At 56.9% G+C, this 23,763-nt stretch carries 21 protein-coding genes; 16 read left to right on the top strand and 5 right to left on the bottom strand.

The annotated features are described in order from the left end of the window. The first annotated feature begins 7 nt into the window (after positions 1-7). Positions 8-724, top strand: a complete 717-nt coding sequence (locus KVG88_RS16565; RefSeq protein ID WP_150702339.1) for a PA5502 family lipoprotein — start codon at positions 8-10, stop codon at positions 722-724. A gap of 83 nt (positions 725-807) precedes the next feature. Here KVG88_RS16565 and katE read toward each other — a convergent pair whose 3' ends face one another. Further along, positions 808-2,946, bottom strand: a complete 2,139-nt coding sequence (gene katE / locus KVG88_RS16560; protein WP_217872048.1) for a catalase HPII — start codon at positions 2,944-2,946, stop codon at positions 808-810. Positions 2,947-3,155: 209 nt separating this feature from the next. Between katE and KVG88_RS16555 the strand changes: the two genes are divergently transcribed. Genes KVG88_RS16555 through KVG88_RS16545 form a run of 3 tightly spaced genes read left to right on the top strand, consistent with a single transcriptional unit; the run spans position 3,156 to position 5,671 of the window. Next, complete coding sequence (locus KVG88_RS16555; protein WP_217872047.1) at positions 3,156-4,163, top strand: methionine ABC transporter ATP-binding protein; 1,008 nt, start codon at positions 3,156-3,158, stop codon at positions 4,161-4,163. Next, a complete protein-coding gene (locus KVG88_RS16550; RefSeq protein WP_150702342.1) occupies positions 4,163-4,837 on the top strand; it encodes a methionine ABC transporter permease in 675 nt (224 codons plus the stop codon). The genes KVG88_RS16555 and KVG88_RS16550 overlap by 1 nt, the downstream gene beginning before the upstream one ends. A 60-nt stretch (positions 4,838-4,897) precedes the next feature. After that, the gene (locus KVG88_RS16545; protein WP_217872046.1) at positions 4,898-5,671 is read left to right on the top strand and encodes a MetQ/NlpA family ABC transporter substrate-binding protein; all 774 of its coding nucleotides are present in this window, start codon (positions 4,898-4,900) and stop codon (positions 5,669-5,671) included. Positions 5,672-5,745: 74 nt separating this feature from the next. Here KVG88_RS16545 and KVG88_RS16540 read toward each other — a convergent pair whose 3' ends face one another. Genes KVG88_RS16540 through KVG88_RS16525 form a run of 4 tightly spaced genes read right to left on the bottom strand, consistent with a single transcriptional unit; the run spans position 5,746 to position 9,032 of the window. Continuing rightward, positions 5,746-6,363: a GAD-like domain-containing protein gene (locus KVG88_RS16540; RefSeq protein ID WP_217872045.1), complete on the bottom strand. Its 618-nt coding sequence runs from the start codon at positions 6,361-6,363 to the stop codon at positions 5,746-5,748. Between the two features lie 36 nt (positions 6,364-6,399). Further along, positions 6,400-7,017 carry a GAD-like domain-containing protein gene (locus tag KVG88_RS16535; RefSeq protein WP_217872044.1) on the bottom strand — a complete coding sequence of 206 codons (618 nt, stop codon included), beginning with the start codon at positions 7,015-7,017 and terminating at the stop codon, positions 6,400-6,402. 36 nt (positions 7,018-7,053) lie between these two features. Continuing rightward, positions 7,054-7,671, bottom strand: coding sequence for a GAD-like domain-containing protein (locus KVG88_RS16530; protein ID WP_217872043.1), 618 nt, complete (start codon positions 7,669-7,671; stop codon positions 7,054-7,056). An 11-nt stretch (positions 7,672-7,682) separates the two neighbouring features. Beyond that, positions 7,683-9,032, bottom strand: coding sequence for a DUF6861 domain-containing protein (locus tag KVG88_RS16525; protein ID WP_217872042.1), 1,350 nt, complete (start codon positions 9,030-9,032; stop codon positions 7,683-7,685). 528 nt (positions 9,033-9,560) lie between these two features. Here KVG88_RS16525 and tssA point away from each other — a divergent pair. From tssA to tssK, 12 genes are all read left to right on the top strand, one after another. Then, on the top strand, positions 9,561-11,117 hold the full coding sequence (gene tssA, locus KVG88_RS16520; RefSeq protein WP_217872041.1) for a type VI secretion system protein TssA: 1,557 nt from the start codon (positions 9,561-9,563) through the stop codon (positions 11,115-11,117). 32 nt (positions 11,118-11,149) lie between these two features. Further along, positions 11,150-11,650, top strand: coding sequence for a type VI secretion system contractile sheath small subunit (gene tssB, locus KVG88_RS16515; RefSeq protein WP_150702350.1), 501 nt, complete (start codon positions 11,150-11,152; stop codon positions 11,648-11,650). Positions 11,651-11,676: 26 nt separating this feature from the next. After that, on the top strand, positions 11,677-13,152 hold the full coding sequence (gene tssC / locus KVG88_RS16510; protein ID WP_150702351.1) for a type VI secretion system contractile sheath large subunit: 1,476 nt from the start codon (positions 11,677-11,679) through the stop codon (positions 13,150-13,152). A 13-nt stretch (positions 13,153-13,165) separates the two neighbouring features. Then, a complete protein-coding gene (gene tssE, locus KVG88_RS16505) occupies positions 13,166-13,576 on the top strand; it encodes a type VI secretion system baseplate subunit TssE (protein WP_150702352.1) in 411 nt (136 codons plus the stop codon). A 15-nt stretch (positions 13,577-13,591) separates the two neighbouring features. Continuing rightward, entirely contained in the window at positions 13,592-15,379 is a 1,788-nt protein-coding gene (gene tssF / locus KVG88_RS16500) for a type VI secretion system baseplate subunit TssF (RefSeq protein WP_150702353.1), read from the top strand. Then, entirely contained in the window at positions 15,343-16,350 is a 1,008-nt protein-coding gene (tssG, locus tag KVG88_RS16495; RefSeq protein ID WP_150702354.1) for a type VI secretion system baseplate subunit TssG, read from the top strand. Before tssF ends, tssG begins: the two co-directional genes overlap by 37 nt. A gap of 12 nt (positions 16,351-16,362) precedes the next feature. After that, positions 16,363-18,987: a type VI secretion system ATPase TssH gene (gene tssH / locus KVG88_RS16490; RefSeq protein WP_217872040.1), complete on the top strand. Its 2,625-nt coding sequence runs from the start codon at positions 16,363-16,365 to the stop codon at positions 18,985-18,987. Between the two features lie 10 nt (positions 18,988-18,997). Further along, complete coding sequence (locus KVG88_RS16485) at positions 18,998-20,515, top strand: sigma-54 interaction domain-containing protein (RefSeq protein WP_217872039.1); 1,518 nt, start codon at positions 18,998-19,000, stop codon at positions 20,513-20,515. A gap of 61 nt (positions 20,516-20,576) precedes the next feature. Then, positions 20,577-20,717 carry a type VI secretion protein gene (locus KVG88_RS16480; protein ID WP_150702357.1) on the top strand — a complete coding sequence of 47 codons (141 nt, stop codon included), beginning with the start codon at positions 20,577-20,579 and terminating at the stop codon, positions 20,715-20,717. Between the two features lie 20 nt (positions 20,718-20,737). Beyond that, the gene (gene tagH, locus KVG88_RS16475; protein WP_217872038.1) at positions 20,738-21,931 is read left to right on the top strand and encodes a type VI secretion system-associated FHA domain protein TagH; all 1,194 of its coding nucleotides are present in this window, start codon (positions 20,738-20,740) and stop codon (positions 21,929-21,931) included. Beyond that, complete coding sequence (gene tssJ / locus KVG88_RS16470) at positions 21,928-22,428, top strand: type VI secretion system lipoprotein TssJ (protein ID WP_150702359.1); 501 nt, start codon at positions 21,928-21,930, stop codon at positions 22,426-22,428. Before tagH ends, tssJ begins: the two co-directional genes overlap by 4 nt. Before the next feature lie 2 nt (positions 22,429-22,430). Next, entirely contained in the window at positions 22,431-23,762 is a 1,332-nt protein-coding gene (gene tssK, locus KVG88_RS16465; RefSeq protein ID WP_217872037.1) for a type VI secretion system baseplate subunit TssK, read from the top strand. Position 23,763: the final 1 nt, after the last annotated feature.

Raw genomic sequence — 23,763 nt, 5'->3', positions numbered from 1 at the left:
CGCAGGAATGAAGTCGTTCGCCTCCCGTTATCTGCTCCTTGTCGCATTTTCTTTGCTGCTGGGCGCTTGCCAAAGCACGCCACCGGCGGCCACCGAGGCTCCCGATGGGCGGGCCACGGCCATTGCACAGCTAGAGCAAAGCCTGGCCAGCAGTGAGTTGGCCACCGCCGAGGGCCAATTGGCTGCGTTGCAAGCCGAGACGCCTAACGATCAATCCCTTGAGCAATACCAACGTCAACTGGCCGAAGCCTACTTGCTGCGTAGCCAGATCGTGCTGCAAAAAGGTGATGTGAATGCTGCCGCCACTGCCTTGGCTCGTGCTCGCGCCCTGATGCCCAAAGCTCCGGCGCTGACCGGTGGGGTCAATGGTCCTATCGCTGAAGCCCGCAAGGCTGAGCTGGAAAAAGCCGAAGCAGCCCTCAAAGCTGCCGAAGCGATGCCAAAAGCCAAAGTCATCGACCCAACGGCTGAAAGCACCACCGTGGCGCTGAACATCAACGATATGGGCAAGTTGCGTCGTCAATTGGATGCTATCGCTGCCGATGTGGTGAATTATCGGTGCGATGTGAGTATTCAGGCGCCGCGTACGGATGATTACCCTTGGCTGGCTAATTTGCTGACCAAGCGCGTGAAGAAGCTCGACCCGCAGTTTGATTTGAACCTGGAACGGCAGATTCTGCGCAGCGTTCCGGCGCAGATGGTTTTGAGTCCTCGCAAGCCCTGAAAAAAGATCGCAACCTGCGGCAGCGCCTACAGAAATGGGTGATTCCCCTGTAGGCGCTGCCGCAGGCTGCGATCTTTTGTTTTTTAGGCCGGGATCCCTTTGGCCTTCGCCTCCCTGTCCCACACCCGATGCTGCCCAATCGCCGCAAAAAACGCCTTGAACGACTTGGCATCCGCACCAACGATCAACCCCGCATCAGCCTCCAGTTTCAGCACATCCAGCATCTGCTTCGCCTCGCCATGCAGCGCGATCGCCTTCAAGTGCTTGTAGGCCTCCAGCAAGTAATGCAATGCCACGCCATCCACGCTCAACGCCTTGATCGACGCAGCGCCGCCGGGCACAAACACCGCATCGAACGCCACTGATGGCAAGCCCTCCATGGACGCATCGACGGGCAACATCTTGCCGTCAGCCGTTTTCACCGGCGCCGAGGTCGGCCCCAGCAGTTTGGCGTGAGCGCCTTCTGCTTCCAGCGCCTTCTTCATCGCATCAATCGCTGCGCCATCCACACCATTGGCCGCCAGGATCGCCACTTTGCGGGTCTTGATGTTCGCAGGCAGCAAGTTGGCCTGGCTCAAGGCTGGCGAGCGCTCCAGCGAGATTTTCGGCACTTCGACCGTCCCGGCCTTCGGCGCAGGCAACCCAAGGTTCTGCGCCACGCGTTTGGCCAGTTCCAGATCGATATTGGCGAGGATTTCATTGACCTGCCGGGCACGAATGAACTCACGCTCGACCTTGCCCAGCTCAAAGCTGTAGGCCGAAATGATGTGTTCCTGTTCGTGCTTGCTCATGCTGTGGAAAAACAGCCGCGCCTGGGAGAAATGGTCGCCGAACGATTCGCTGCGCTGACGGATCTTGTTGGCGTCGATGCGCTCCGGATAGCTCTCGAAACCGCCGTCCTGCGCGGCGGGCGGTGTTTCCTTCGGCCAGCCGCCGTCGATGGAGTTCGGTTCGTAGGACGCACGACCCTTATCGATGGTGGTTCGATGCAGCGCATCCCGCTGGCCGTTGTGAAACGGTGCTACCGGACGGTTGATCGGAATTTCATGAAAGTTCGGCCCGCCGAGTCGGCTGATCTGCGTATCGGTGTAGGAAAAAAGCCGACCTTGCAGCAATGGATCGTTGGAGAAATCGATGCCCGGCACGATATGCCCCGGGCAGAAAGCGACCTGCTCGATTTCGGCAAAGAAGTTGTCCGGGTTGCGGTTGAGCGTCATTTTGCCCAGCGGTGTGATCGGTACCAATTCCTCCGGGATCAGCTTGGTCGGGTCGAGGATGTCGAAATCGAAGGCGTGTTCGTTTTCCTCCTCGATGACCTGTACGCCAAGTTCCCATTCCGGGTAATCCCCCATCTCGATGGCTTCCCAGAGATCTCGACGGTGGTAGTCAGTGTCTTTACCGGCGAGTTTCTGCGCCTCGTCCCATACCAGCGAACAAGTCCCGGCCGTGGGGCGCCAGTGGAATTTGACGAAGCGCGATTTCCCTTCGGCATTGATCAGGCGGAAGGTATGCACGCCGAAGCCCTGCATGCTGCGCAGGCTTTTCGGGATGGCCCGGTCGGACATGGCCCAGATCACCATGTGTGCCGATTCCGGAACCAGGCTGACAAAGTCCCAAAACGTATCGTGGGCCGAGCCACCGGTGGGGATTTCGTTGTGCGGTTCGGGTTTTACCGCATGTACGAAGTCAGGAAACTTGACGGCGTCCTGAATGAAAAACACCGGCATGTTGTTGCCCACCAGATCGAAGTTGCCTTCTTCGGTGAAGAACTTCACGGCGAAACCTCGTACATCGCGCACAGTATCGCCTGATCCGCGAGGACCCTGCACGGTAGAAAATCGCACGAATACCGGTGTTTTCTTGCCAGGATCCTGGAGGAAACCAGCTTTGGTCAGTACGGAATGGTTCTCGTAGGCCTGGAAGAAACCATGAGCGCCGGTACCGCGCGCATGCACGATGCGCTCGGGAATACGTTCATGGTCAAAGTGCGTGATCTTTTCACGCATGATGAAGTCTTCCAGCAGCGACGGCCCACGGGCGCCGGCCTTCAGGGTGTTTTGATTGTCAGCCACCTTAACGCCTTGGTTAGTGCGCAAGGCCTGGCCGGTGGCGTCAGAGCGGAATTTTTCCAGGCTGTCGAGTTTGGTATTGGTGTTGCTGCGGTCCAGGGTATCGGTCCCGGCCAGTGCGCTCTCGGTGGCGGCAGGCTTCTTGGTGCTCATCAGGCGTCTCTCCTCAGGCATTTTTCGGGGTGCCTAATTAGTGACTGATGCTGTTTTTAGCCGTTCCTTTTATCTGACCTTTGATCGCGTTATTGCCAAAAGACTGGTCGAATGCGAAATAAATGCTAAGAACTGCTATACGGACAGGCTAAAATGCGCGCCCGGCTAACCGCTGATCCTTTTCTAACGCGCCCCACAAGGTTCGCTACGTGATCGAGTTTCAAAACGTCCATAAAACCTACCGCGTCGCCGGTAAGGATATCCCCGCCCTGCATCCGACCAATCTGACGATTGAGAATGGTCAGGTCTATGGCCTGATCGGCCATTCCGGTGCGGGAAAAAGTACCCTGCTGCGTCTGATCAATCGCCTGGAAAACTCCAGTGGCGGCAAGATCATCGTCGACGGCGAAGAAGTCACCGCGCTGGACGCCAACGGCCTGCGCCGTTTCCGTCAGCAAGTCGGGATGATTTTCCAGCACTTCAACCTGCTGGCGTCCAAAACCGTGGCCGACAACGTCGCCCTGCCGCTGACGCTGGCCGGTGAACTGTCGCGTAGCGAAATCGACCAGCGTGTGGCCGAACTGCTGGCGCGGGTGGGTTTGTCCGATCACGCCAAAAAATACCCGGCGCAATTGTCCGGTGGCCAGAAGCAGCGTGTCGGCATTGCCCGCGCCCTGGCGACCAAGCCAAAAATTTTGCTATGCGATGAAGCCACCAGTGCCCTGGACCCGCAAACCACGGCGTCGGTCCTGCAATTGCTGGCCGAGATCAATCGCGAACTGAAACTCACCATCGTCCTGATCACCCACGAGATGGACGTCATCCGCCGGGTCTGTGACCAGGTCGGTGTGATGGACGCAGGCGTCATCGTCGAACAAGGCCCGGTGGCGGATGTGTTCCTGCATCCGAAACACCCGACCACCAAACGCTTCGTACAAGAAGACGAGCACATCGATGAGGGCGAGCAGCGTGACGACTTCGCTCACGTGCCGGGCCGCATTGTGCGTCTGACCTTCCAGGGCGAAGCCACCTACGCGCCGCTGCTGGGGACCGTCGCCCGCGAAACGGGTGTGGACTACAGCATCCTCGCCGGTCGTATCGACCGCATCAAAGACATCCCTTACGGGCAACTGACACTGGCCGTCACGGGCGGTGACATGGAAGCGGCCTTCGCCCGCTTCACCGCTGCCGACGTCCACATGGAGGTGCTGCGCTAATGGAAGCCCTGACAAGTTTCTTCGCCAACATCGACTGGTACGAAATCTGGCTCGCCACTGGCGACACCCTGATGATGCTCGGCGGTTCGCTGTTGTTCACCGTACTGCTCGGCCTGCCGCTGGGCGTGTTGCTGTTCCTGTGCAGCCCGCGTCAGTTGCTCGAAGCCAAGGGTATCTACGCGATGCTGTCGCTGGTGGTGAACATCCTGCGTTCGCTGCCGTTCATTATTCTGTTGATCGTCATGATCCCGTTCACCGTGCTGATCACCGGCACCTCGCTCGGTGTCGCCGGCGCCATCCCGCCGCTGGTAGTGGGCGCCACGCCGTTCTTCGCGCGATTGGTAGAAACCGCCCTGCGTGAAGTGGACCGCGGCATTATTGAAGCCACACAGGCCATGGGCGCGACCACGCGGCAGATCATCACCAACGCCTTGCTGCCGGAAGCCCGTCCGGGCATCTACGCTGCGATCACGGTGACAGCCATTACGCTGGTGTCCTACACGGCCATGGCCGGTGTGGTCGGCGCCGGTGGTTTGGGTGACTTGGCGATCCGCTTCGGCTACCAGCGTTTCCAGACCGACGTCATGGTCGTCACCGTAATATTGCTGCTGGTACTGGTTCAAATACTGCAAACCGTCGGCGACAAACTGGTCGTCCACTTTTCCCGTAAGTAAGACTTGAGCCGGCCATTCGCTGGCAGGCGCCAAACGGGCGCCTCACATGGAGTTAGCTGAATGAAAAAACTACTCGTCGCCTTCGCTGCCGTTGCAGCGTTTTCCGCCCACGCCGCTGACACCCTGACGGTCGCGGCCACGCCGATCCCGCACGCAGAAATCCTCGAATTCGTGAAGCCGGCCCTGGCCAAAGAAGGCGTGGACCTGAAAGTGAAGGTCTTCACCGATTACATCCAGCCGAACGTACAAGTTGCCGAAAAACGCCTGGACGCCAACTTCTTCCAGCACCAGCCGTACCTCGATGAGTTCAACAAAGCCAAGGGCACCAATCTGGTTTCCGTGGCCGGCGTACACCTGGAGCCGCTGGGTGCTTACTCCAGCAAATACAAAACGCTGGATGAGCTGCCAAGCACCGCCACCGTTGTAATCCCGAACGACGCCACCAACGGCGGTCGTGCGCTGTTGCTGCTGGCCAAGGCTGGCGTGATCCAGTTGAAGGATGCGAACAACATCCTGTCGACCGTCAAGGACATCACCGCCAACCCGAAGAACCTCAAGTTCCGTGAACTGGAAGCCGCCACCATCCCGCGCGTGCTCACCCAGGTCGACCTGGCCTTGATCAACACCAACTACGCGCTGGAAGCCAAACTCGACCCGGCCAAGGACGCACTGGTCATCGAAGGCAGCGACTCGCCATACGTGAACATCCTCGTTGCCCGCCCGGACGACAAAGACAGCGAAGCGATGAAGAAACTGGTGGCTGCACTGCACAGCCCGGAAGTGAAAGCATTCATTATTGAGAAGTACAAAGGCGCGGTCGTGCCGGCGTTCTGATCCGAAGCACGCGCTACGCAAAAGGGGACGCTACAGGCGTCCCCTTTTTCGTTTCCGATCTGCCGTAGCCCGCCTTAGAAGTCTGAAAAGCTGTAGGGCTGAAGCTCGGTGATTTGGGACAGCAGGGTCAGATGCTCGACTGCCTTCACTTTCTCAAGATGATCGAGGGTATCCGGGCCACCGAGCATGAGGGCTGGGACGAACCCGTACATCTCGTCGTGGTGTAGGGGGCCGAGTTTTTTCTTGGCGGGTTTGAAGAGGTCACCATAGTCGTTTGTGTCCACATCCATGGATAACAAAAAATCTTGGAGTTCCCGATCCATTTGTTCATTTGTAATTTCATAGTTGTCAAAAATAAATCGCGAAAGAACGCTAGTTATCTGAAGAGAAGATCCCGTTTTCTCGCCCCATAGGTACAAATCACCAAAGGCGCTACGAGCAATCAGGTGATAATTGTCCTTTTCTTTTAGTTTTGTTCCTTCAATCCAGGATGCCACCACTCCTTCATATTCCTGAGGATTGACGATCCAGAAAATCCCGTCGCCGTAACCAGACCAACCATGTTCTGACCAATATTCCAATAACTGATTGGGTAGTTTGCCTCGGTAGCGATCGATGCTAGAAAGCGGCACTTCCCGCCGATCGATTGCCCCACCGAATTTCTCTATAAATCTGGAAAAAACTTTGTCCATTCAGTACCACCTTAGTCCTTTGACGACTTCTATGATCTACAGATCGGAAAAACTGTAGGGCTGGAGTTCGGCGATTTGGGAGAGCAAGGTGAGATGTTCCACCGCCTTCACTTTCTCAAGATGATCCAGAGAATCCGGGCCGCCGAGCATCAGGGCTGGGACGAAGCCGTACATCTCGTTGTGGCGTAGGGTGCCGAGCTTTTTCTTTGCTGGTTTGAACAGGTCGCCATAATCGTTAGCGTCTACCTCACACGACAACAGGAAACATCGCAATCCTTTATCCATGTCCTCTCCTGTGAAAATGGATTTGAATGTTATATAGCGGGAAAGCACACTAGTTATCTTAAGGGAAGCACCTGTTTTTTCTCCCCATAGATACAAATTTCCAAAAGCGCCACGAGCAATTAGGTGGTACGTATCCCGCTCTTCAAATACAGTACCTTCGATCCAAGACGCAACCATCCCCTCGTATTCCTGAGGATTGACTATCCAAAAAATGCCGTCGCCGTAACCGCACCAACCGTGTTCGGCCCAGTATTCCAACAACTGATTGGGCAGCTTGCCTCTATAGCGTTCGATACTTGATATCGGCACTTCCCGCTGATCAATTGCCCCACCGAACTTCTCTAAAAATCTGGAAAAAACTTTGTCCATTCAGTATCACCTTAGTCCTTTGACAACTTCTATCGTCTACAAATCCGAAAAACTGTAGGGCTGGAGTTCGGCGATTTGGGACAGCAGGGTTAAATGTTCCACCGCCTTTACTTTCTCAAGATGATCGAGGGTATCTGGACCTCCAAACCCAAGGGCTGGAACGAAGCCGTACATCTCGTCGTGTCGCAGGGTGCCTAGCTTTTTCTTTGCTGGTTTGAACAGGTCGCCATAGTCGTTCGAGTCCACATTTCTGGAAAGTATGAAGGAGCGAAGTCCCTTATCCATTTCCTTCCCGGTATAAATAGAGGTGTGGGTTGTATAGCGAGAAAGGACACTCGTAATCTTGAGCGAAGCCCCAGTTTTTTCACCCCAAAGGTACAGGTCGCCAAAAGCACCGCGAGCTATTAAGTGGTAGGTGTCATATTTCTCAAGTTTCGTTCCCTCAAGCCAAGACGCCACGACACCTTCGTATTCTTGCGGGTTCACAATCCAGAAAATGCCCTCAGCGTACCCGCTCCATCCATGTTCATCCCAGTATTCCAGCAGCTGATTAGGAAGCTTGCCTCTATAGCGTTCCATACTCGATGCAGGAACTTCTTGCCGATCTACTGGCTCGCCAAACGTCTCCAAAAAAATGGAAAAAATCTCATCCAATTGCTTTCTCCTTAACATTTATGAAGTTTTACATTGAGATATGTTTGTCTACGGAGTGGAGTTGGTACTGTCTCTGCAGCACCTTTCAAGCTTGCAATTTTTGGCCTCCACTGAGGGCCAATGCTTGAATTAACTTGTCGATCACCAAAGTCTGAAATCACATCCTTGCCGCCTGCTCTCAAATCAGGATTATGCAGCCCAGCAAGGTTTGACATTGTTTCCTTAGCTCTTTTTATGCTTTCTACTTTCGCAGCTTTGGCGCTCATCGTTTGCATCAACTCTTCTTGAAAACGCGCTTCCAACTTGTCTTGTAAATCCTTTCGGGCGAGCCTAGCAGCCGCCCGACTCCGCTTCACCGGATTAGCAATATTCTCCAAATACTCATCAACCGTCAGCCGATTCAGCCCGTCCTCCTGTCCCTTCAACTGCCGTTCGAATTCTCCGATTTTAGACGCTGGCAGCTTGTCCGCTTTGAAGCATTCGACTTTATGAAGCGGCATCGCGTTCGGCTTGTCACGGGACGGGTTCTTGTCTTTGCCCGGTGGGTGATTCGGCGGTGGTGCAGGGTCCTGATGGCTGAGAGCACCCCGGCGCGGTGCTGAGGTTTGCAGGTCGGGGCGTTTTTTCAGGGCGTCTTCGTGCTTGAGCATCCATTCGCCTAAACGCGCGCCTTTGGGGCTGGCGCGCATCTCCTGGGCAAGGACGCCCGCATTGCCTCGACCACGGGTGAGGTAAGCCACGATGGCGCTCAGCAGCAGGACAACAACCTCCACATGGCCACGTGCAATCTCTTGGGCGGCGCTGTATCGGGCAGAGGAATCATCCGGCCTGAACGGGTCTAAACCGCCCTCACTGCGTGGGCCGTTCCACGCGATGTGGATGCCGCGCCAGTAGTAGTCGCCAATGCGTGGCAAACCTTCGGTGAAGAACTCGGCAATGGACGTCAGGCCCAGAATGCCCAATATCCACGTGCTGATTTGCAAGCCCATCGCAGCGCCAGCCGCTCCCATGGGGATGGCGCCTGCTCCACCGAGAAATGCACCGGTCCCTGCGCCGATGGCTCCACCGATCAATACACTGCCGGCAACGATCATTGCCATTTGAGCGACGACTTCGATCAGCTCGTTAAGGACGCTGGCGATATCGATGTCAGCGAAGCGCTGTCTCAATAAGCGAGCCGCTTCCCACTCAGCCTCAATGAAGGCAGACCTGACGCAATTGACCCGACGGATATTGAGCGAGGCGGAGGGCGCGGGTTCGTTGAAATGAGTGCGATACCGGGCGCCTCCCTGGTAACCCATCTCTCGAGTGATTCGGTTTTCAATCTCGTGCCACGTGGGCACCAGGTGCCATAAAAACATCAATTGTCTCCCTGACAATTCGCTCCTTGCATGACTCATCAAGTTGTACTTGTGCAAAGTGCCGAGGCACAGGGGGGCCGCATGACCCAAAAGATCAAATCGGACGCGTCCTACACGGGTTGCGGAAACAGGGAAGTTAACTGTGTTGGGTTTTGTGCTCCCAACTGTGTGCCGGGCGCCGAAGTGAGTGCGGTACCGAGCACATACCTGACATTCCTCCCGTTCATGAACGACTCATCCCAGTGACCATTGCTGAAATACGCTTACAACGTATGCGCAAGTTATTGCGCAGAGACGAGGCGTTTTTAGGCCGTTCTGTGCGGTTCTTTGTTGCCCTACATCGTCGCCGGATCAGTCGCACAAATTTGAAGATCCTTCCTACATACGTTGATACCGACGCCAGATAGATTTCGATTCCTCAAGTGGATGTTTTTTTGCTTAGAAGGGAGTCGAGCGCATCTTGTCCGGACATACAAATATCGAATTAATAACTGCGAGATGTTTCTCTGTCTCAAGTTGTAAGTTTGTATGAATTACTCCAGCAAACTTTCAGAATATTTTCTCGATCTCGCTAAGACTCCTGTTTCTCAGCATAAATTTGCGGGTGAGGATGCTCGCTATTCGAGCGAATACGAGGAGTTGGAGTGTGAGTTGGGCAAAGCCGGATCCTTGCACGAGCGCGGCCAGACCGATTGGCTGAAAGTCCTCGAAATCAGCGAGCGCCTTCTGCGCACCCAATCCAGGGATCTACGGGTTGGCGCCTGGTTGACTTGGGCGCTTTATCAGCGTGAGTCCTTTCCGGGATTGCTGGCCGGTTTGGGATTGCTGCATTACCTGTGCGCCACCCATTGGCTCAACATATACCCGCTCAAGGCCCGGACCCGATCTGCGGCTATCGGTTGGTTGGTTCCACGACTTGAACAGGTACTCAACGAAAGCATTGCGATCAAAGAGCAGTTGCCTTTGTTCCGGTGTTTGCTGGAGCACCTGGAAGGTCTTGATGCCATTTGCACCCGCCATCTGGGCGACGAAGCACCTCTTTTATTTCCTGTTTCCCGCCGCCTGAAAAGCCTGGTGCAACGGGTGGTCGAAGATCAACCGGCATTAAGTGTCGTGGAATCCGCGGTGGCTCAGGTGAAGCAGGCTGCCACGCAACTATTCAATCCCGACACACCTATCGATAACGAAAAAGAGGCTCATAAAGCTCTGCGAACTCAGCAGGAGAGTGCGCGGCGGTTGTGTGCCTGGTGGTTGAAAAACAATGCCACCGATTCGCGAGCGTTACGGCTAAATCGTGCCCTTCTCTGGCTACCGGTTGACATGTTGCCCGAGCGCAACGCCGAGCAAATCACAGTGTTGCGCGGGTTGCCTGCCGACAAGCTCAAAATGTTCAAGGAACGTTACGAACAGGCCAAGTTCGCAGATTTGCTCGTGGAACTTGAGGCCAGCCTGGCGAAGGCGCCGTTCTGGTTTGATGGTCAGCGAATGGTGTGGGAGTGTCTTCAGGGGCTGAACGCAGACTTGGCCATGCGTGAGGTGGAAGTTCATTTCTCACTGCTGATTCAGCGTCTGCCCGGCATCCTCGAATTGCGTTTCCATGATGGCGTTCCTTTTGCTGACTCGGCCACGCGGCTGTGGGTTGATGCCCATGTCATGCCTCATCTGCAAACTTCCGTCGAACTCCAAACAGTGGAAGGCCACGAGGCGCTCCCGGCCTGGGTACAGGCCCTCGAAGACGTCCAGCCGATCCTGCGCAAGGACGGCCTTAAAGCCGCCGTGCAAGTGCTCAAGCAGGGCCTGCAGAGTGCCCATGGAGCGCGAGCGCGTTTTTACTGGCAGTTGGCGCTCGCGCGATTGTGCTTCATGGCCCGTAAGTTCGAATTGGCAAAGACCCAGCTTGAAACCCTCGACCAGACATTACGGGACGCAGGCCTGCACGCCTGGGAGCCGGACCTTGCGCTGCAAGTGCTGCAGTTGCTGCATAGCTGCTGTGAGTTGTTGCCGCAGAACCACGCGGTCCGCGAGTGCAAGGAAGAGATTTATCGCAGGTTGTGCCACCTCGATCTTGAAGTGGCACTCGACTAGGCCTCCGGGCCACAACCGCAAGGAGAACAGCCATGGCCAAAGAAGGCTCGGTAGCCCCCAAGGAACGCATCAACGTCACGTTCAAGCCCGCCACCGGCGGCGCCCAGGAAGAGATCGAATTGCCGCTCAAATTGTTGGCAATCGGTGACTACACCCAGCGCAAGGACGAACGAAAAGTCGAGGATCGAAAACCGATCAGCATCGACAAGATGACCTTCGACGAAGTGCTCGCAAAGCAGGAGCTGCAGGTCACCTTGAGCGTGCCGAACCGGCTTCAGGAGGAGGGTGCTGAAGAGTTGGCCGTGGGGCTGCGCATCGGCTCGATGAAAGACTTCAATCCGGCCAGTCTGGTCGAGCAAGTGCCTGAAATGAAGAAACTGATGGAACTGCGTAACGCACTGGTGGCCCTCAAGGGCCCGCTTGGTAACGCGCCTGCATTCCGTAAAGCCATCGAAGGTGTTCTTGCCGACGACGAATCCCGTAGCCGCGTATTGGGCGAGCTGGGACTGGATGCCACAACCGAGCGAGCCTGAGCTCACCTGCCGCCAAGGAAGCCAACATGAGTACGAATGCAGCACACCAGCAAAGCACCGAGAATCGCGAATACAGCATCCTCGACAGCATCATTGCCGAAACCCGCCTGACCCCGGACGACGAGGCCTATGACATTGCCAAGCGCGGCGTGTCGGCGTTTATCGAGGAGCTGCTTAAGCCGAAGAACAGCGGTGAGCCGGTAAAAAAGGCCATGGTCGACCGGATGATTGCCGAGATCGATGCCAGGCTTGGCCAACAAATGGATGAAATTCTCCACCACCCGGATTTCCAGTCTTTGGAGTCTTCGTGGCGTGGTTTGCAATTGTTGGTTGATCGCACCAACTTTCGCGAGAACATCAAGATCGAAATCCTCAACGTTTCCCAAACGGACCTGCTGGACGATTTCGAAGATTCACCGGAGGTGATGCAAGCCGGCCTCTACAAACACATCTACACCGCGGAGTACGGTCAGTTCGGTGGCCAGCCCGTCGGTGCAATCATCGCCAATTACTTCATGTCCCCCAGCTCACCGGATGTGAAGTTGATGCAGTACGTATCCAGTGTTGCGTGCATGTCCCACGCGCCGTTCATTGCTTCGGCCGGGCCTGCATTCTTTGGCCTGGACAGCTTCACCGGCCTGCCGGACCTGAAAGACCTGAAGGATCATTTTGAAGGCCCGCAGTTCGCCAAATGGCAAAGCTTCCGCCAGTCAGAGGACGCCCGCTACATGGGGCTGACCGTGCCACGCTTCCTGTTGCGTAATCCGTATGACCCGGAAGAAAACCCGGTCAAATCGTTCGTCTACAAGGAAACCGTTGCTGACAGTCATGAGCACTATTTGTGGGGCAATACGGCTTTTGCATTCGGCACCCGACTGACCGACAGCTTTGCGAAATTTCGCTGGTGCCCGAACATTGTCGGTCCGCAGAGCGGCGGTGCGGTTGAAGATCTGCCGTTGCACCATTTCGAAAGCATGGGCGAAATCGAAACCAAGATTCCCACCGAAGTCTTGGTGTCTGACCGTCGTGAATTCGAGCTGGCCGAGGAGGGGTTCATTGCGTTGACGATGCGCAAGGGCAGTGACAATGCAGCCTTCTTCTCTGCCAGTTCCGTGCAAAAACCCAAGCACTTCGGTATCAGCGCCGAAGGCAAGGTGGCCGAGCTTAACTACAAGCTCGGCACTCAACTGCCCTACATGATGATCGTCAATCGGCTGGCCCACTATTTGAAGGTTCTGCAGCGCGAGCAACTGGGGTCGTGGAAAGAACGCACCGACCTTGAGCTGGAGCTCAATAAGTGGATTCGCCAGTACGTTGCCGACCAGGAAAACCCGAGTGCCGAGGTTCGTGGCCGGCGACCATTGCGGGCGGCTCAAATCACAGTCAGTGATGTTGACGGCGAGCCAGGTTGGTACCGCGTCAGCCTCAACGTGCGCCCGCACTTCAAGTACATGGGGGCCGATTTCACCCTTTCTCTGGTTGGCAAACTGGACAAAGAGTAAGCGGAGCTGACTCATGGCCGGATACGGCAGCCTCTTCGAACGCCTGAATGGCGAAGCAAGCAAACGTGATGGCTGGAGCCTCGAAAACTCTGCCATGGCGTCCGTGGCTGCCCATCTGGCCAAGATGCTCAGCACCCGTGCAGGCAGTGTCCAGACGCTGGCGGATTACGGATTGCCGGACCTCAATGACATGCGTCTGAGCCTGCACGATTCCTTGAGCCGCGCGCGTTTGTTCATCGAACGTTTTATCGAGGCCTACGAGCCGCGATTGAGCAATGTGCGTGTTCATCCTCGATTGCAGCAAGAAGATCCGCTTCGTTTGTCCTTCTGCATCGAAGGCCTGCTGGAAGTCGAGGGGTTCAAGCGCCAGGTCAGTTTTGCCGCCCGCGTGGATGGCGGTGGTCAGGTCATGGTGAGCCTATGACATACGGAACTCGCCATGTCGTTTAACCGCTACTACCAAAGTGAGCTCACCGCACTTCGCCAGTTGGGGCGTCGATTGGCCGAACGCAGTCCGGCGTTGTCCTCCTATCTGGGGCAAACCGGACAAGATCCCGACGTGGAGCGCTTGCTGGAAGGCTTTGCTTTTCTGACCGGGCGTTTGCGCCAGAAGCTTGATGACGAATTGCCGGAACTGAGCCATTCGTTGATGCATCTGCTGTGGCCCAACTATATGCGGCCGATTCCGGCTTTCAGCATGTTGCAGTTCGCCCCTTTGACGCGTTCGGAGCCTGCGTTGACGGTTGCACGCGACACCCCGGTGGAGAGCGTACCGATCGAAGGAGAGCGTTGCCGTTTCCGTACGTGCTATGCCACCGAAGTCGCGGCGCTGGAGCTTGTCGCGTTGAGCCACTCGGTCAAAGGTGATGGTTCGCTGTTGAGCCTGCGACTGGAGATGACCGCTGACGGTCATCTTGGCGAGTTGCAGTTGCGCCACCTGCGCCTGCATTTCGCGGGTGAACGCTACATCAGCCAAGCGCTGTACCTGAGCCTGTTGCGCCACCTGCAAGGTGTCGAGCTGATCCCGCTGGATGGCAGGGGTGAGCCGCTTATCGGTGTGAACGATCTACCACTGGCATTTCAGTTGCCGGACGAATGTGTGCAACCAGTGGGCTTTGCTGAAGATGAAGCCTTGATGCCATACCCGCTGAATACCTTCCGCGGCTATCGATACCTGCAGGAGTACTTCGCTTTTCAGGATAAGTTTTTGTTCGTCGATATCAAGGGGCTCGACCTGCTCAAGACCTTGCCCGAAGAAAGCATCAAGCAGGTGCGGGGGATGGAGCTGCGCTTCGATATTCGCAAAAGCGCCCTGCAGCGCCTGCGTCCGACCCTCGATAACGTGAAACTCTACTGCACGCCAATCGCAAACCTGTTCAAGCACGATGCGCTGCCCATACGACTCGACGGCAAGCAGGATGAGTACCTGCTGTTGCCTGCCCGGTACAACCAGGAAAACTGTGGCGTGTTCTCTGTCGAGACCGTTACAGGCTGGAGGCCGGGTGGTCTGGGGTATCGGCAGTATGTGCCGTTCGAGTCATTTGAACATGATCCAAGTTTCGATGTACCGACCCACCGAGCGCACTACAGCGTTCGCCAGCGCTCCTCCCTGTTGCACGACGGCCTCGATACTTACCTGAGCTTTGGCACCCAAGCCGTCGACATGCAGGAAACCCTGTCGATTGAGCTGGTCTGCACCAACCAGAACCTTGCGCGCAAGCTGAAGCTTGGTGACATCAATCAGGCTTGCGAGCGGACGCCGGAGTGTTTGAGCTTTCGCAACATCACGCCTGTCACCGCCTGTTTCGCGCCACCGCTCAATCGAGACTTCCTCTGGAAGCTGATCAGCAACATGTCGCTCAACTACCTGTCGCTGGCGGACGTCAACGCGCTGAAGGTGATTCTGGAAACCTACGACTTGCCCCGCTACTACGACCAGCACGCGGAGAAAGTCAGCAAGCGGCTGCTCGGTGGACTGAAGTCAATCAAGCACCAACACGTCGACAGACTGCACCGAGGATTACCGGTCCGAGGGTTGCGCACGGAACTGACCATCGATCCGCAGGGGTACATCGGCGAGGGCGATTTATTCGTCTTCGCATCGGTACTCAACGAGTTTTTTGCGCTTTATGCCAGCCTCAATTCGTACCACGAGTTGCGGGTAATCAGCACACAGGGAGAGGTGTACCAATGGCTACCCCGCATGGGCCTGCAGCCCCTCCTTTGAGTGGGTTGAGTCGAGTCATACGCGAGTACTCCCTGTTCCAGGCTGTGCTGGCAGTCGTTGATCGGCTGCGCGAAGCGCACCCCGGCATGAGCGAAGACGATCTGTACGACCAACTGGAGTTCCAGGCCAATCCGAGCTTTGGTTTTCCCGGTAGCGACGTTGATCGCGTGGAGTTTTTTGAGGAGCACGGGCAACTGCGCGCACGACTTCGTTTCAACTTGATCAGCCTGGTGGGTGCCGGTTCACCACTGCCCGCGTTCTACGCCGAGCAGGCCTTGGGTGACAACGAAGACGGCAACCTGACCCGCAGTTTTCTCGATCTGTTTCACCATCGCCTGCAGCGATTGATGCTGCCGATATGGCGCAAATACCGGTACCGCGCCGGCTTCAAGAGCGGCGCCATCGACCCTTTCTCGGCGCAACTTTTTGCCCTGATCGGCTTGGGTGGAGAAGAGATCCGCAAGGCTGGCGAACTGAACTGGAAACGCCTTTTGCCGTACCTCGGACTCCTGAGTTTACGCGCCCACTCGGCAGCGTTGATCGAGGCGGTGCTGCGTTACTACTTCAAGCACGCCGAGATATTCATCGAGCAGTGTGTTGAGCGTCGCGTCGACATTCTGGATGAGCAACGCAATCGCCTGGGCCTTGCTAACAGCAAGCTTGGCGAGGATCTGGTGCTAGGCCAATACGTTCGTGATCGCGGCGGCAAATTCCGGATTCATATCCGTGAGCTCGACTGGGAGCGCTTCCATGAATTTCTGCCGATTGGTTTCGGCTATCAACCACTGTGCGCACTGGTTCGGTTCACCCTGAGAGATCCGCTCGATTACGACATTCGACTGCTCTTGCGCCAGGAAGATATTCACGAATTGCGCATTGGTGAGCAGAGCGCCTGCCGCCTGGGTTGGACCAGTTGGTTAGGGCGAGAGCACGCCAACGGTCAAGTGACCCTAAGCAGCAGTATTCATTAAGGACGAGACCCCATGATCAATGTGGACCTGCAACAACTCATTCAGGCGCTGGACGTCGAAAGCCGTCGCGACCTGGAAAGCGCTGCCGAGCGTTGCGTCGGCCGCGGCGCCAGCAAAGTGCTCATCGAGGACTTGCTTCTGGCCTTGCTGGAGCGCCCGCTGGGTTTACTCGGTCGTGCTCTGCAAGACGCTGAAGTTGATGCCGGAGAATTGATCAGCGCTTTGCATTTGCCGGGCGAACACGGCGCTTCACGCAACCCCGTGTTCGCGCCAGAGCTGGTGCAATGGCTTCAGGATGCGTTGCTGGTGGCGAATCTTGAACTGGGTCGCAGCCAGGTTGACCAGGCCTCGCTGATTCTCGCCCTGCTACGTAATCCAATGCGTTACGCCGGCAGCCGATACCAACTTTTACTGGCCAGGCTGAACATTGAGCGACTGAAAGAGTTTGCGTTGCTGGGGACGCGGCACCCGGCCATTGATCATTCAATCAAGAACACTGAATCACTGTTAGAGCGTTTTACGCACAACCTGACCCAGCAAGCCCGTGACGACAAGCTGGACCCGGTGTTGTGTCGCGATGATGCGATCCGCCAGATGATCGACATCCTCGCCCGTCGCCGCAAAAACAACCCGATTGTGGTGGGCGACGCGGGTGTAGGCAAAACAGCCATCGTCGAAGGTCTGGCCTTGCGCATCGTCGCCGGGGATGTACCGCCGCCGCTGCGCGATGTTGAGCTGCTGTCTCTGGACATGGGGCTGTTACAGGCGGGTGCCAGTGTAAAAGGTGAGTTCGAACGGCGCCTCAAGGGCGTAATCGATGAGGTCAAAGGCTCACCGAAATCGATCATCCTGTTTATCGACGAGGCGCATACATTGATCGGTGCAGGTGGCGCTGCCGGCGGCTCCGACGCCGCCAACCTGCTGAAACCGGCGCTGGCCCGTGGCGAGTTGCGAACGATCGCGGCAACCACATGGACCGAGTACAAAAAATACTTCGAAAAAGATCCGGCACTCGCCCGCCGTTTCCAGCCTGTGCAATTGCTTGAGCCAACCGTCAGCGAAGCCGTGACAATTCTTCGTGGCCTGGCCGGTGTGTATGAGAAGAGCCACGGCATTTATCTGCGCGATGACGCGGTGGTGGCTGCCGCCGAATTGTCGGCTCGTTACCTCACGGGTCGTCAGTTACCCGACAAAGCGATCGATGTTCTCGACACCGCGTGCGCCCGCGTCCGTATCAGCCTGGCTGCCGCCCCGCAGAGCCTGCAACGGTTACAGGCCGAGCTGGCTGAAGGGGAGCGCAAACGACAGGCGCTACGTCGCGATGCCGAGGCCGGTGTGTTGATCGACCATCAATCCCTGCACGCTTTAGAGCGTCATCTGCAGGACGCCGAAGTGGAAAAAGCGGCACTGCAAACCCGGTGGATGGCGCAGGCTGGCATGGCCGAGTCCGTGCTGAATTTACGCCAGCAGCTGGCCCAAGCCCGGGTTTCAGTCGACAACGTCGAGAAGGGTGACGGATGTTCAGGCGGGCAGGCAGATGACATTCAATGTGTGGAGGCGCTGGAAGCTTCTCTCAAGGAATCTCATCGAGCTCTGCTCGATGCACAAGGCAGCGAACGGCTGGTGAGCTTCGAAGTGTGCCCACGACTGGTGGCCGAAGTGGTGAGCGCCTGGACCGGTGTGCCGCTGACGCAACTGGCCCGGGAGCACAATGCCAAGGTCACCGGTTTTGCCAGCGACTTGCGCAACCGTATCCTTGGTCAGGAGCCCGCGATAGCGGCCCTGGACCGTGCAATGCGCGCAACGGCTGCCGGGTTGAACAGGCCTGACACTCCGGTAGGTGTGTTTCTTCTGGTAGGTCCAAGTGGTGTCGGTAAAACCGAAACTGCATTGGCGCTCGCGGATTTGTTATATGGCGGCGAGCGTTTTATCACCACGATCAACATGTCTGAGTTTCAGGAAAAGCACACGGTCTCGCGTCTGATCGGGTCGCCCCCCGGTTATGTCGGCTATGGCGAGGGCGGCATGCTCACTGAAGCCATACGCCAAAAGCCGTATTCGATCGTGCTGCTGGATGAAGTCGAGAAGGCCGATCCGGACGTCCTCAACTTGTTCTATCAGATATTCGATAAAGGCGTTGTCAACGATGGCGAAGGGCGGGAAATCGACTTTCGCAATGCGTTGATCCTGTTGACCTCGAATCTGGGCAGCGAACGGATCAGCGAGCTTTGCCAAGGCGCTGAGCGGCCAGCGGCCCAAGTGCTGGAGCAGGCGATTGCGCCCATCCTCAGCCGACATTTCAAACCGGCGTTGTTAGCGCGCATGCGTGTCGTGCCGTACTACCCCGTTAGCGGTCCGGTACTGCGCGAGTTGATTGAAATGAAACTCGAGCGTTTGGGTGAACGCCTGCGCCGTCGCGAGCTGGGTTTCACCTATGGCCAAAACCTGGTCGATCACTTGGCGGAGCGCTGTGTTCAAAGCGACAGCGGTGCTCGTTTAATTGACCACCTGCTGGAACTGCATGTACTGCCTCGAATAGCCGACCGTGTCCTCGATTCGATGGCCACGGGAGAGTCCCTTGGGCATGTTCATGCGACGCTGGATGCCGATGCTTGTGTCATCTGCGAGTTCGTCTGAGATGGGTGCGATGCTCGCTGACCTGAAACACCCATTGCTGTATGCCGAAGCCTTGCTGGAGCAGTTCACAGGGCTGTCACGGGCGGCGGATGGTGGCGCGTTGTTGGGGGAATTCGTACGAGGGGTCGCGCAGCTCAGCGGCTGCGAGTTGACGCAGTTGTATCTGCTGGACCCCGCTCATGGCGGCCTCGGGCTCATCAGCGAGTGTCTCGACGGCATTGTGCAGCCCAGGGCCGTCACGAGTTTGCAGGCAGATTACAGTGATCAGAAACTGTTGCAGTTTGCTCTGCGCCAGAACCGTGTAGTGGGTCTCGGTTCATTGAGAGACAGCCTGCACGACACTGATTTTTTGCCGACCCGGACCAGACCCTGGCAATCGCTTTTGTGCGTGCCGTTGCTGAATCAGCGAAAGGCTGTTGACGGCTTGGTGCTTTGCGCCAGCCATCGACAGATCGATCTGCAGGGATTCGCCGGCTCCCTTGGCCAGTTGGGCGCGTTCGCACTCGGCCAGCTACAGCTGTTACGCCGCTTGCGGCAACCTATCGGCAATGCGCGAGTTGTGCCTGTCAGTATCCCGAATGCCAGCGGCTATGGGTTGATCGGCAAGAGTCCGGCCATGCGGCGAACGTATTCCCTGATCAGCAAAGTCGTCAATAGCCCCTACACCGTCCTGTTGCTGGGCGAGACCGGTACCGGCAAGGAAGTGGTCGCGCGGGCCATTCACGACGGTGGGCCTCGACGCTCTCAAGCGTTCATCGTGCAGAACTGTGCCGCATTCGCCGAGAACCTGTTGGAAAGCGAACTGTTCGGCTACCGCAAAGGTGCTTTCACCGGTGCCGACCGGGATCGTCCCGGGCTGTTCGATGCGGCTAACGGCGGCACTTTGTTTCTGGATGAAGTCGGCGACATGCCGATGTCGCTCCAAGCCAAGTTGCTGCGGGTTTTGCAGGAGGGAGAGATCAGACCGTTGGGTTGTAACGACACCCATAGGGTCGATGTGCGGATTATTGCCGCGACGCACCGGGATTTACCGTCGTTGGTCAGGGAAGGCAAGTTTCGTGAGGACTTGTACTACCGCCTCGCACAGTTTCCGATCGAGTTGCCGGCTTTGCGTCGGCGTGAAGGTGACATCCTCGACCTGGCTCGCTACTTCTCTGACAAGGCGTGTGCACTCCTGCAACGGGATGCCGTGCTTTGGTCCGAAGCCGCCCTTGGTCATCTGGCCGCTTATACGTTTCCAGGCAACGTGCGTGAACTCAAAGGCATGGTCGAGCGCGCTCTGCTTCTGTGCGACGACGGCGAACTGTTGCCCGGGCATTTTTGCCTGCCCGTGGACGTGTTTGCTGAAGATAACAGCCTGCACCTGCGCGAACGGCTGGAGCGGTTCGAACGCAACCTGATGATCGCTTGCCTGCGAAAAAACAACGGCAATCAGACACGCACGGCCCGTGAGCTTGGGTTGCCGCGCCGCACCCTGCTGTATCGCCTCGGGCGCCTGAATATCTGCCCTGGGGACCTCGATGGTTAACGCGCCGTCACGCGGGTTACTGGCATTCGCCTTTTCTGTTTTGTTCTCCGGAGATTCGCCCATGCCTGTTCGTAATTGGCCCGCCGTCTTGCTGGCTCTCGTCGTTGTAAGCGGCGTTGGTGGTTGCGGTGGTAATTACAAATTCAATGACAACACCTATCGCCCCCTGGGTGATCCGCATGCGGTCAATCGCGGCCAGTGACTGCAAGGAGCATCAACTACATGGAACTGGTTCTCGAAATACTGAGCAGCAAGCAGTTCGTGCCAACGGATTTGTGCCAGAAGACCTTCAGCGAGTCAGGCGGGGTAATCGGTCGGGGGGCGGATTGCGACTGGGTCATTCCTGACCGCAAGCGTCACCTGTCCAGTCGGCACGCATTGATCAGCTGCCGCGACAATGGGTTTTTCCTGACCGATATCAGCAGCAATGGAATCCAGGACTGCACAACCGGTGTACAGGTGCCCAAAAATGAAGCGATTTTGATCGAAACCGGCAGCGTTTATCTGCTGGGGGATTTCGAAATCCGTGCGCGCCTGTGTTGCTCAGCGACAGCCTTTGACACGCGCGCCGGTGGACGGCGGATGACGGGAAACATCATTCCTGACGAAGTTTTCCTCGACTTCGACCCATTGATCGCTGTTGATCAGCAACAATCTCTTGCCTGCGAGATCGACGCGTTCACGGCGCTCGGTAGCGCGACTCAGGAACCCATGCAATGTGCTGACTTTGCGCGCATCGACATGGAAAACATGCTGGTGCCGCAGTTGATTGACGCACCGCAGGAGTCCGCACCGGCAGCGAGTCGCACGGCTGCCGAGCGCCCGTCTGAAGATTTTTGGGCACGTTTTGGTACTGCGCTGGGGATGGAGCTCGACGGCCTCGAGACTGACGCTCGCGAAGCATTGGCAGTGAGTGCAGCGCGGTTACTCAAGCAAAGCATTAGTGGTTTACAGCAAAGCCTGCGCACCCGCAGCGAACTGAAAAACGAACTTCGACTGGCGCAGACGACGGTACAGGGTCTCAATTCCAACCCTCTCAAGTATGGAGCCGATACCGCGGACGTATTGGGCATGTTGTTGGCTGACAGGCCGGGTCAGTTACCGGCAGATCAGGCAATCTCCCGCGCTTTCCGTGACCTGCAAGCCCATCAGGTGGCGTTGCTGGCGGCCAGTCGCGCAGCAGTTCGAGGTGCTGTGGAGCACTTTTCACCGCAACAGCTGACGCTTCGTTTCGAGCGTGAAAACCCGTCACTGCTGGGAAAGTTCGGCAATCGCTGGAAAGCCTACGGCCGCTATCACCAGGCCCTGCTTCAGGATGGCGAATGGGGTGAGCGCTTGTTGGCCCGTGACTTTGCCCAGGCCTATGAAGAGCAGATTCGCCTGATCTCCACCCTCCATACCGACCTTCAGGGATGACAGGCATGTCGACCGCTTTTTTCAAGGCGCTGATTGCGCTGTCCGCCATGTTGCTATTGACCGCGTGCGCAGCGTTATCACCGTATTCCAGCGTTTCCAAAATCAATTTGAAGCTGTCAGCGAGTGAGCAGTTGAACCCGGATCTCAATGGACGTCCTTCACCGATTGTTGTCCGTCTTGTCGAGCTCAGGCACCCGGTTGCATTCGAGAGTGCCGACTTCTTCAGTCTCTATGAGCGCGCCGCGAAATCCCTGGCTCCGGACCTGGTAGCCAGTGAAGAGTTGCAGCTGCGCCCCGGCGAAACTCGTGAGCTCAAGCTCAGTGTGCAATCGCAAAGCCGCTACGTAGGCATTCTTGCCGCATACCGTGATTTACCGGAAACCCGATGGCGCTACACCGTGCCCGTCATCACGGCGGGCGTCACTCACATCGACCTGGTTCTGGATCAGGCCGGTATTCATGGCAACGGTGAAGCATTTGTACAGGCGGACAATTGAGAATGGATTTCCATAAGGTCATTTGGCAGGAGGGAATGTTGCTGCGTCCGCAGCACTTTCAGCACAACGATCGGTATCACGACCATCAGATAAAGGCTCGCACTCAGTTATTGGGTAGTTTCACCTGGGGGTTCCTGAGCCTGGAGGTTGATTCGCAGTTTCTCAACATGGGCAAACTGGTGGTCAGCCGTGCCTCGGGAGTCCTGCCGGATGGTAGTCTTTTCGAAGTCGGTGGTAGCACTCAACCGCTGGTGCTGGATGTACCTGTGAATACTGGCAACACATCGGCCTATCTGGCGTTGCCGCTGGTCACCGGCAACCACATCGAAGCTCGTCGTCTGGAGCAGGCGGACGTGTTGGCACGATATGTCGCGTATGAGCGAGAGGTTACGGACTCCAACGCCGGCGACGGTTGTGCAAGCCAAGTCAGTTGCGCCCGCCCGGACTTCCGCTTGCTGCTTGGCGACCAGCAAGGCGATCAGGGTTTTGTCAGATTGAAAATCTGCCACGTCCTCGACACCACGCCCGACGGCGTGATCAGTCTCGATCCGGATTTCGTACCGACCTACATCCAGATGCACTCATCGAGCTATTTGCTTTCGTGCCTGAAGGAGGTGATCAGCATGCTCGGTCACCGAGGGGACACCATTGCAGAAAGGATCCGTTCCAATGGCAAGGTGGGCGGGGCGGAAGTCGGTGACTTCATGATGCTGCAATTGATCAATCGAACTGAGCCGTTGCTGCGTCACTATCTCAATCTGCAGCAGGTTCACCCGCAAGAGTTGTACTGCACGCTGCTGACCCTGCTGGGCGAGCTGGCGACCTTCTCAAGTGACAGCAAGCGTCCGCGAGTGGATGTTCGGTACGAACACAGTGACCAGGGTGTGAGTTTTCGCAAACTGATGGAGGCGATCCGTCAGGTGCTATCGATGGTGCTGGAACAGCATGCCATCGAGTTGCCGATGCAGGCGCGTCCGTACGGGATCATTGTTTCGCCTTTGCACGACCCAAAATTAACGGGGTCGGCCTCGTTCGTACTGGCCGCCAGCGCCCACTGCGACAGCGAAGAATTGCGCCATCGATTGCCTGCACATCTCAAGGTCGGCACGGTCGAGAGCATCCGCCAACTGGTCAATCTCCATTTGCCGGGTTTCAAAATCAAACCGTTACCGGTGGCTCCACGGCAGATCGCCTTTCACGCCAACAAGACCTATTTCATTCTTGAACTCGGCTCCGAAGACCAGGCGCAACTCGAGCGCTCTGGTGGTTTCGCGTTCCACGTTTCCGGTGAGTTCGCGGAGCTGGAACTGAAATTCTGGGCCATCAGGAAGTGAG

Origin of the sequence: Pseudomonas azerbaijanoccidentalis (assembly GCF_019145495.1) — a bacterium.
Lineage (GTDB): Bacteria > Pseudomonadota > Gammaproteobacteria > Pseudomonadales > Pseudomonadaceae > Aquipseudomonas > Aquipseudomonas azerbaijanoccidentalis.
The sequence above is the reverse complement of the archived record's forward strand: the minus strand, read 5'-3'. Positions and strand labels throughout refer to the sequence as shown.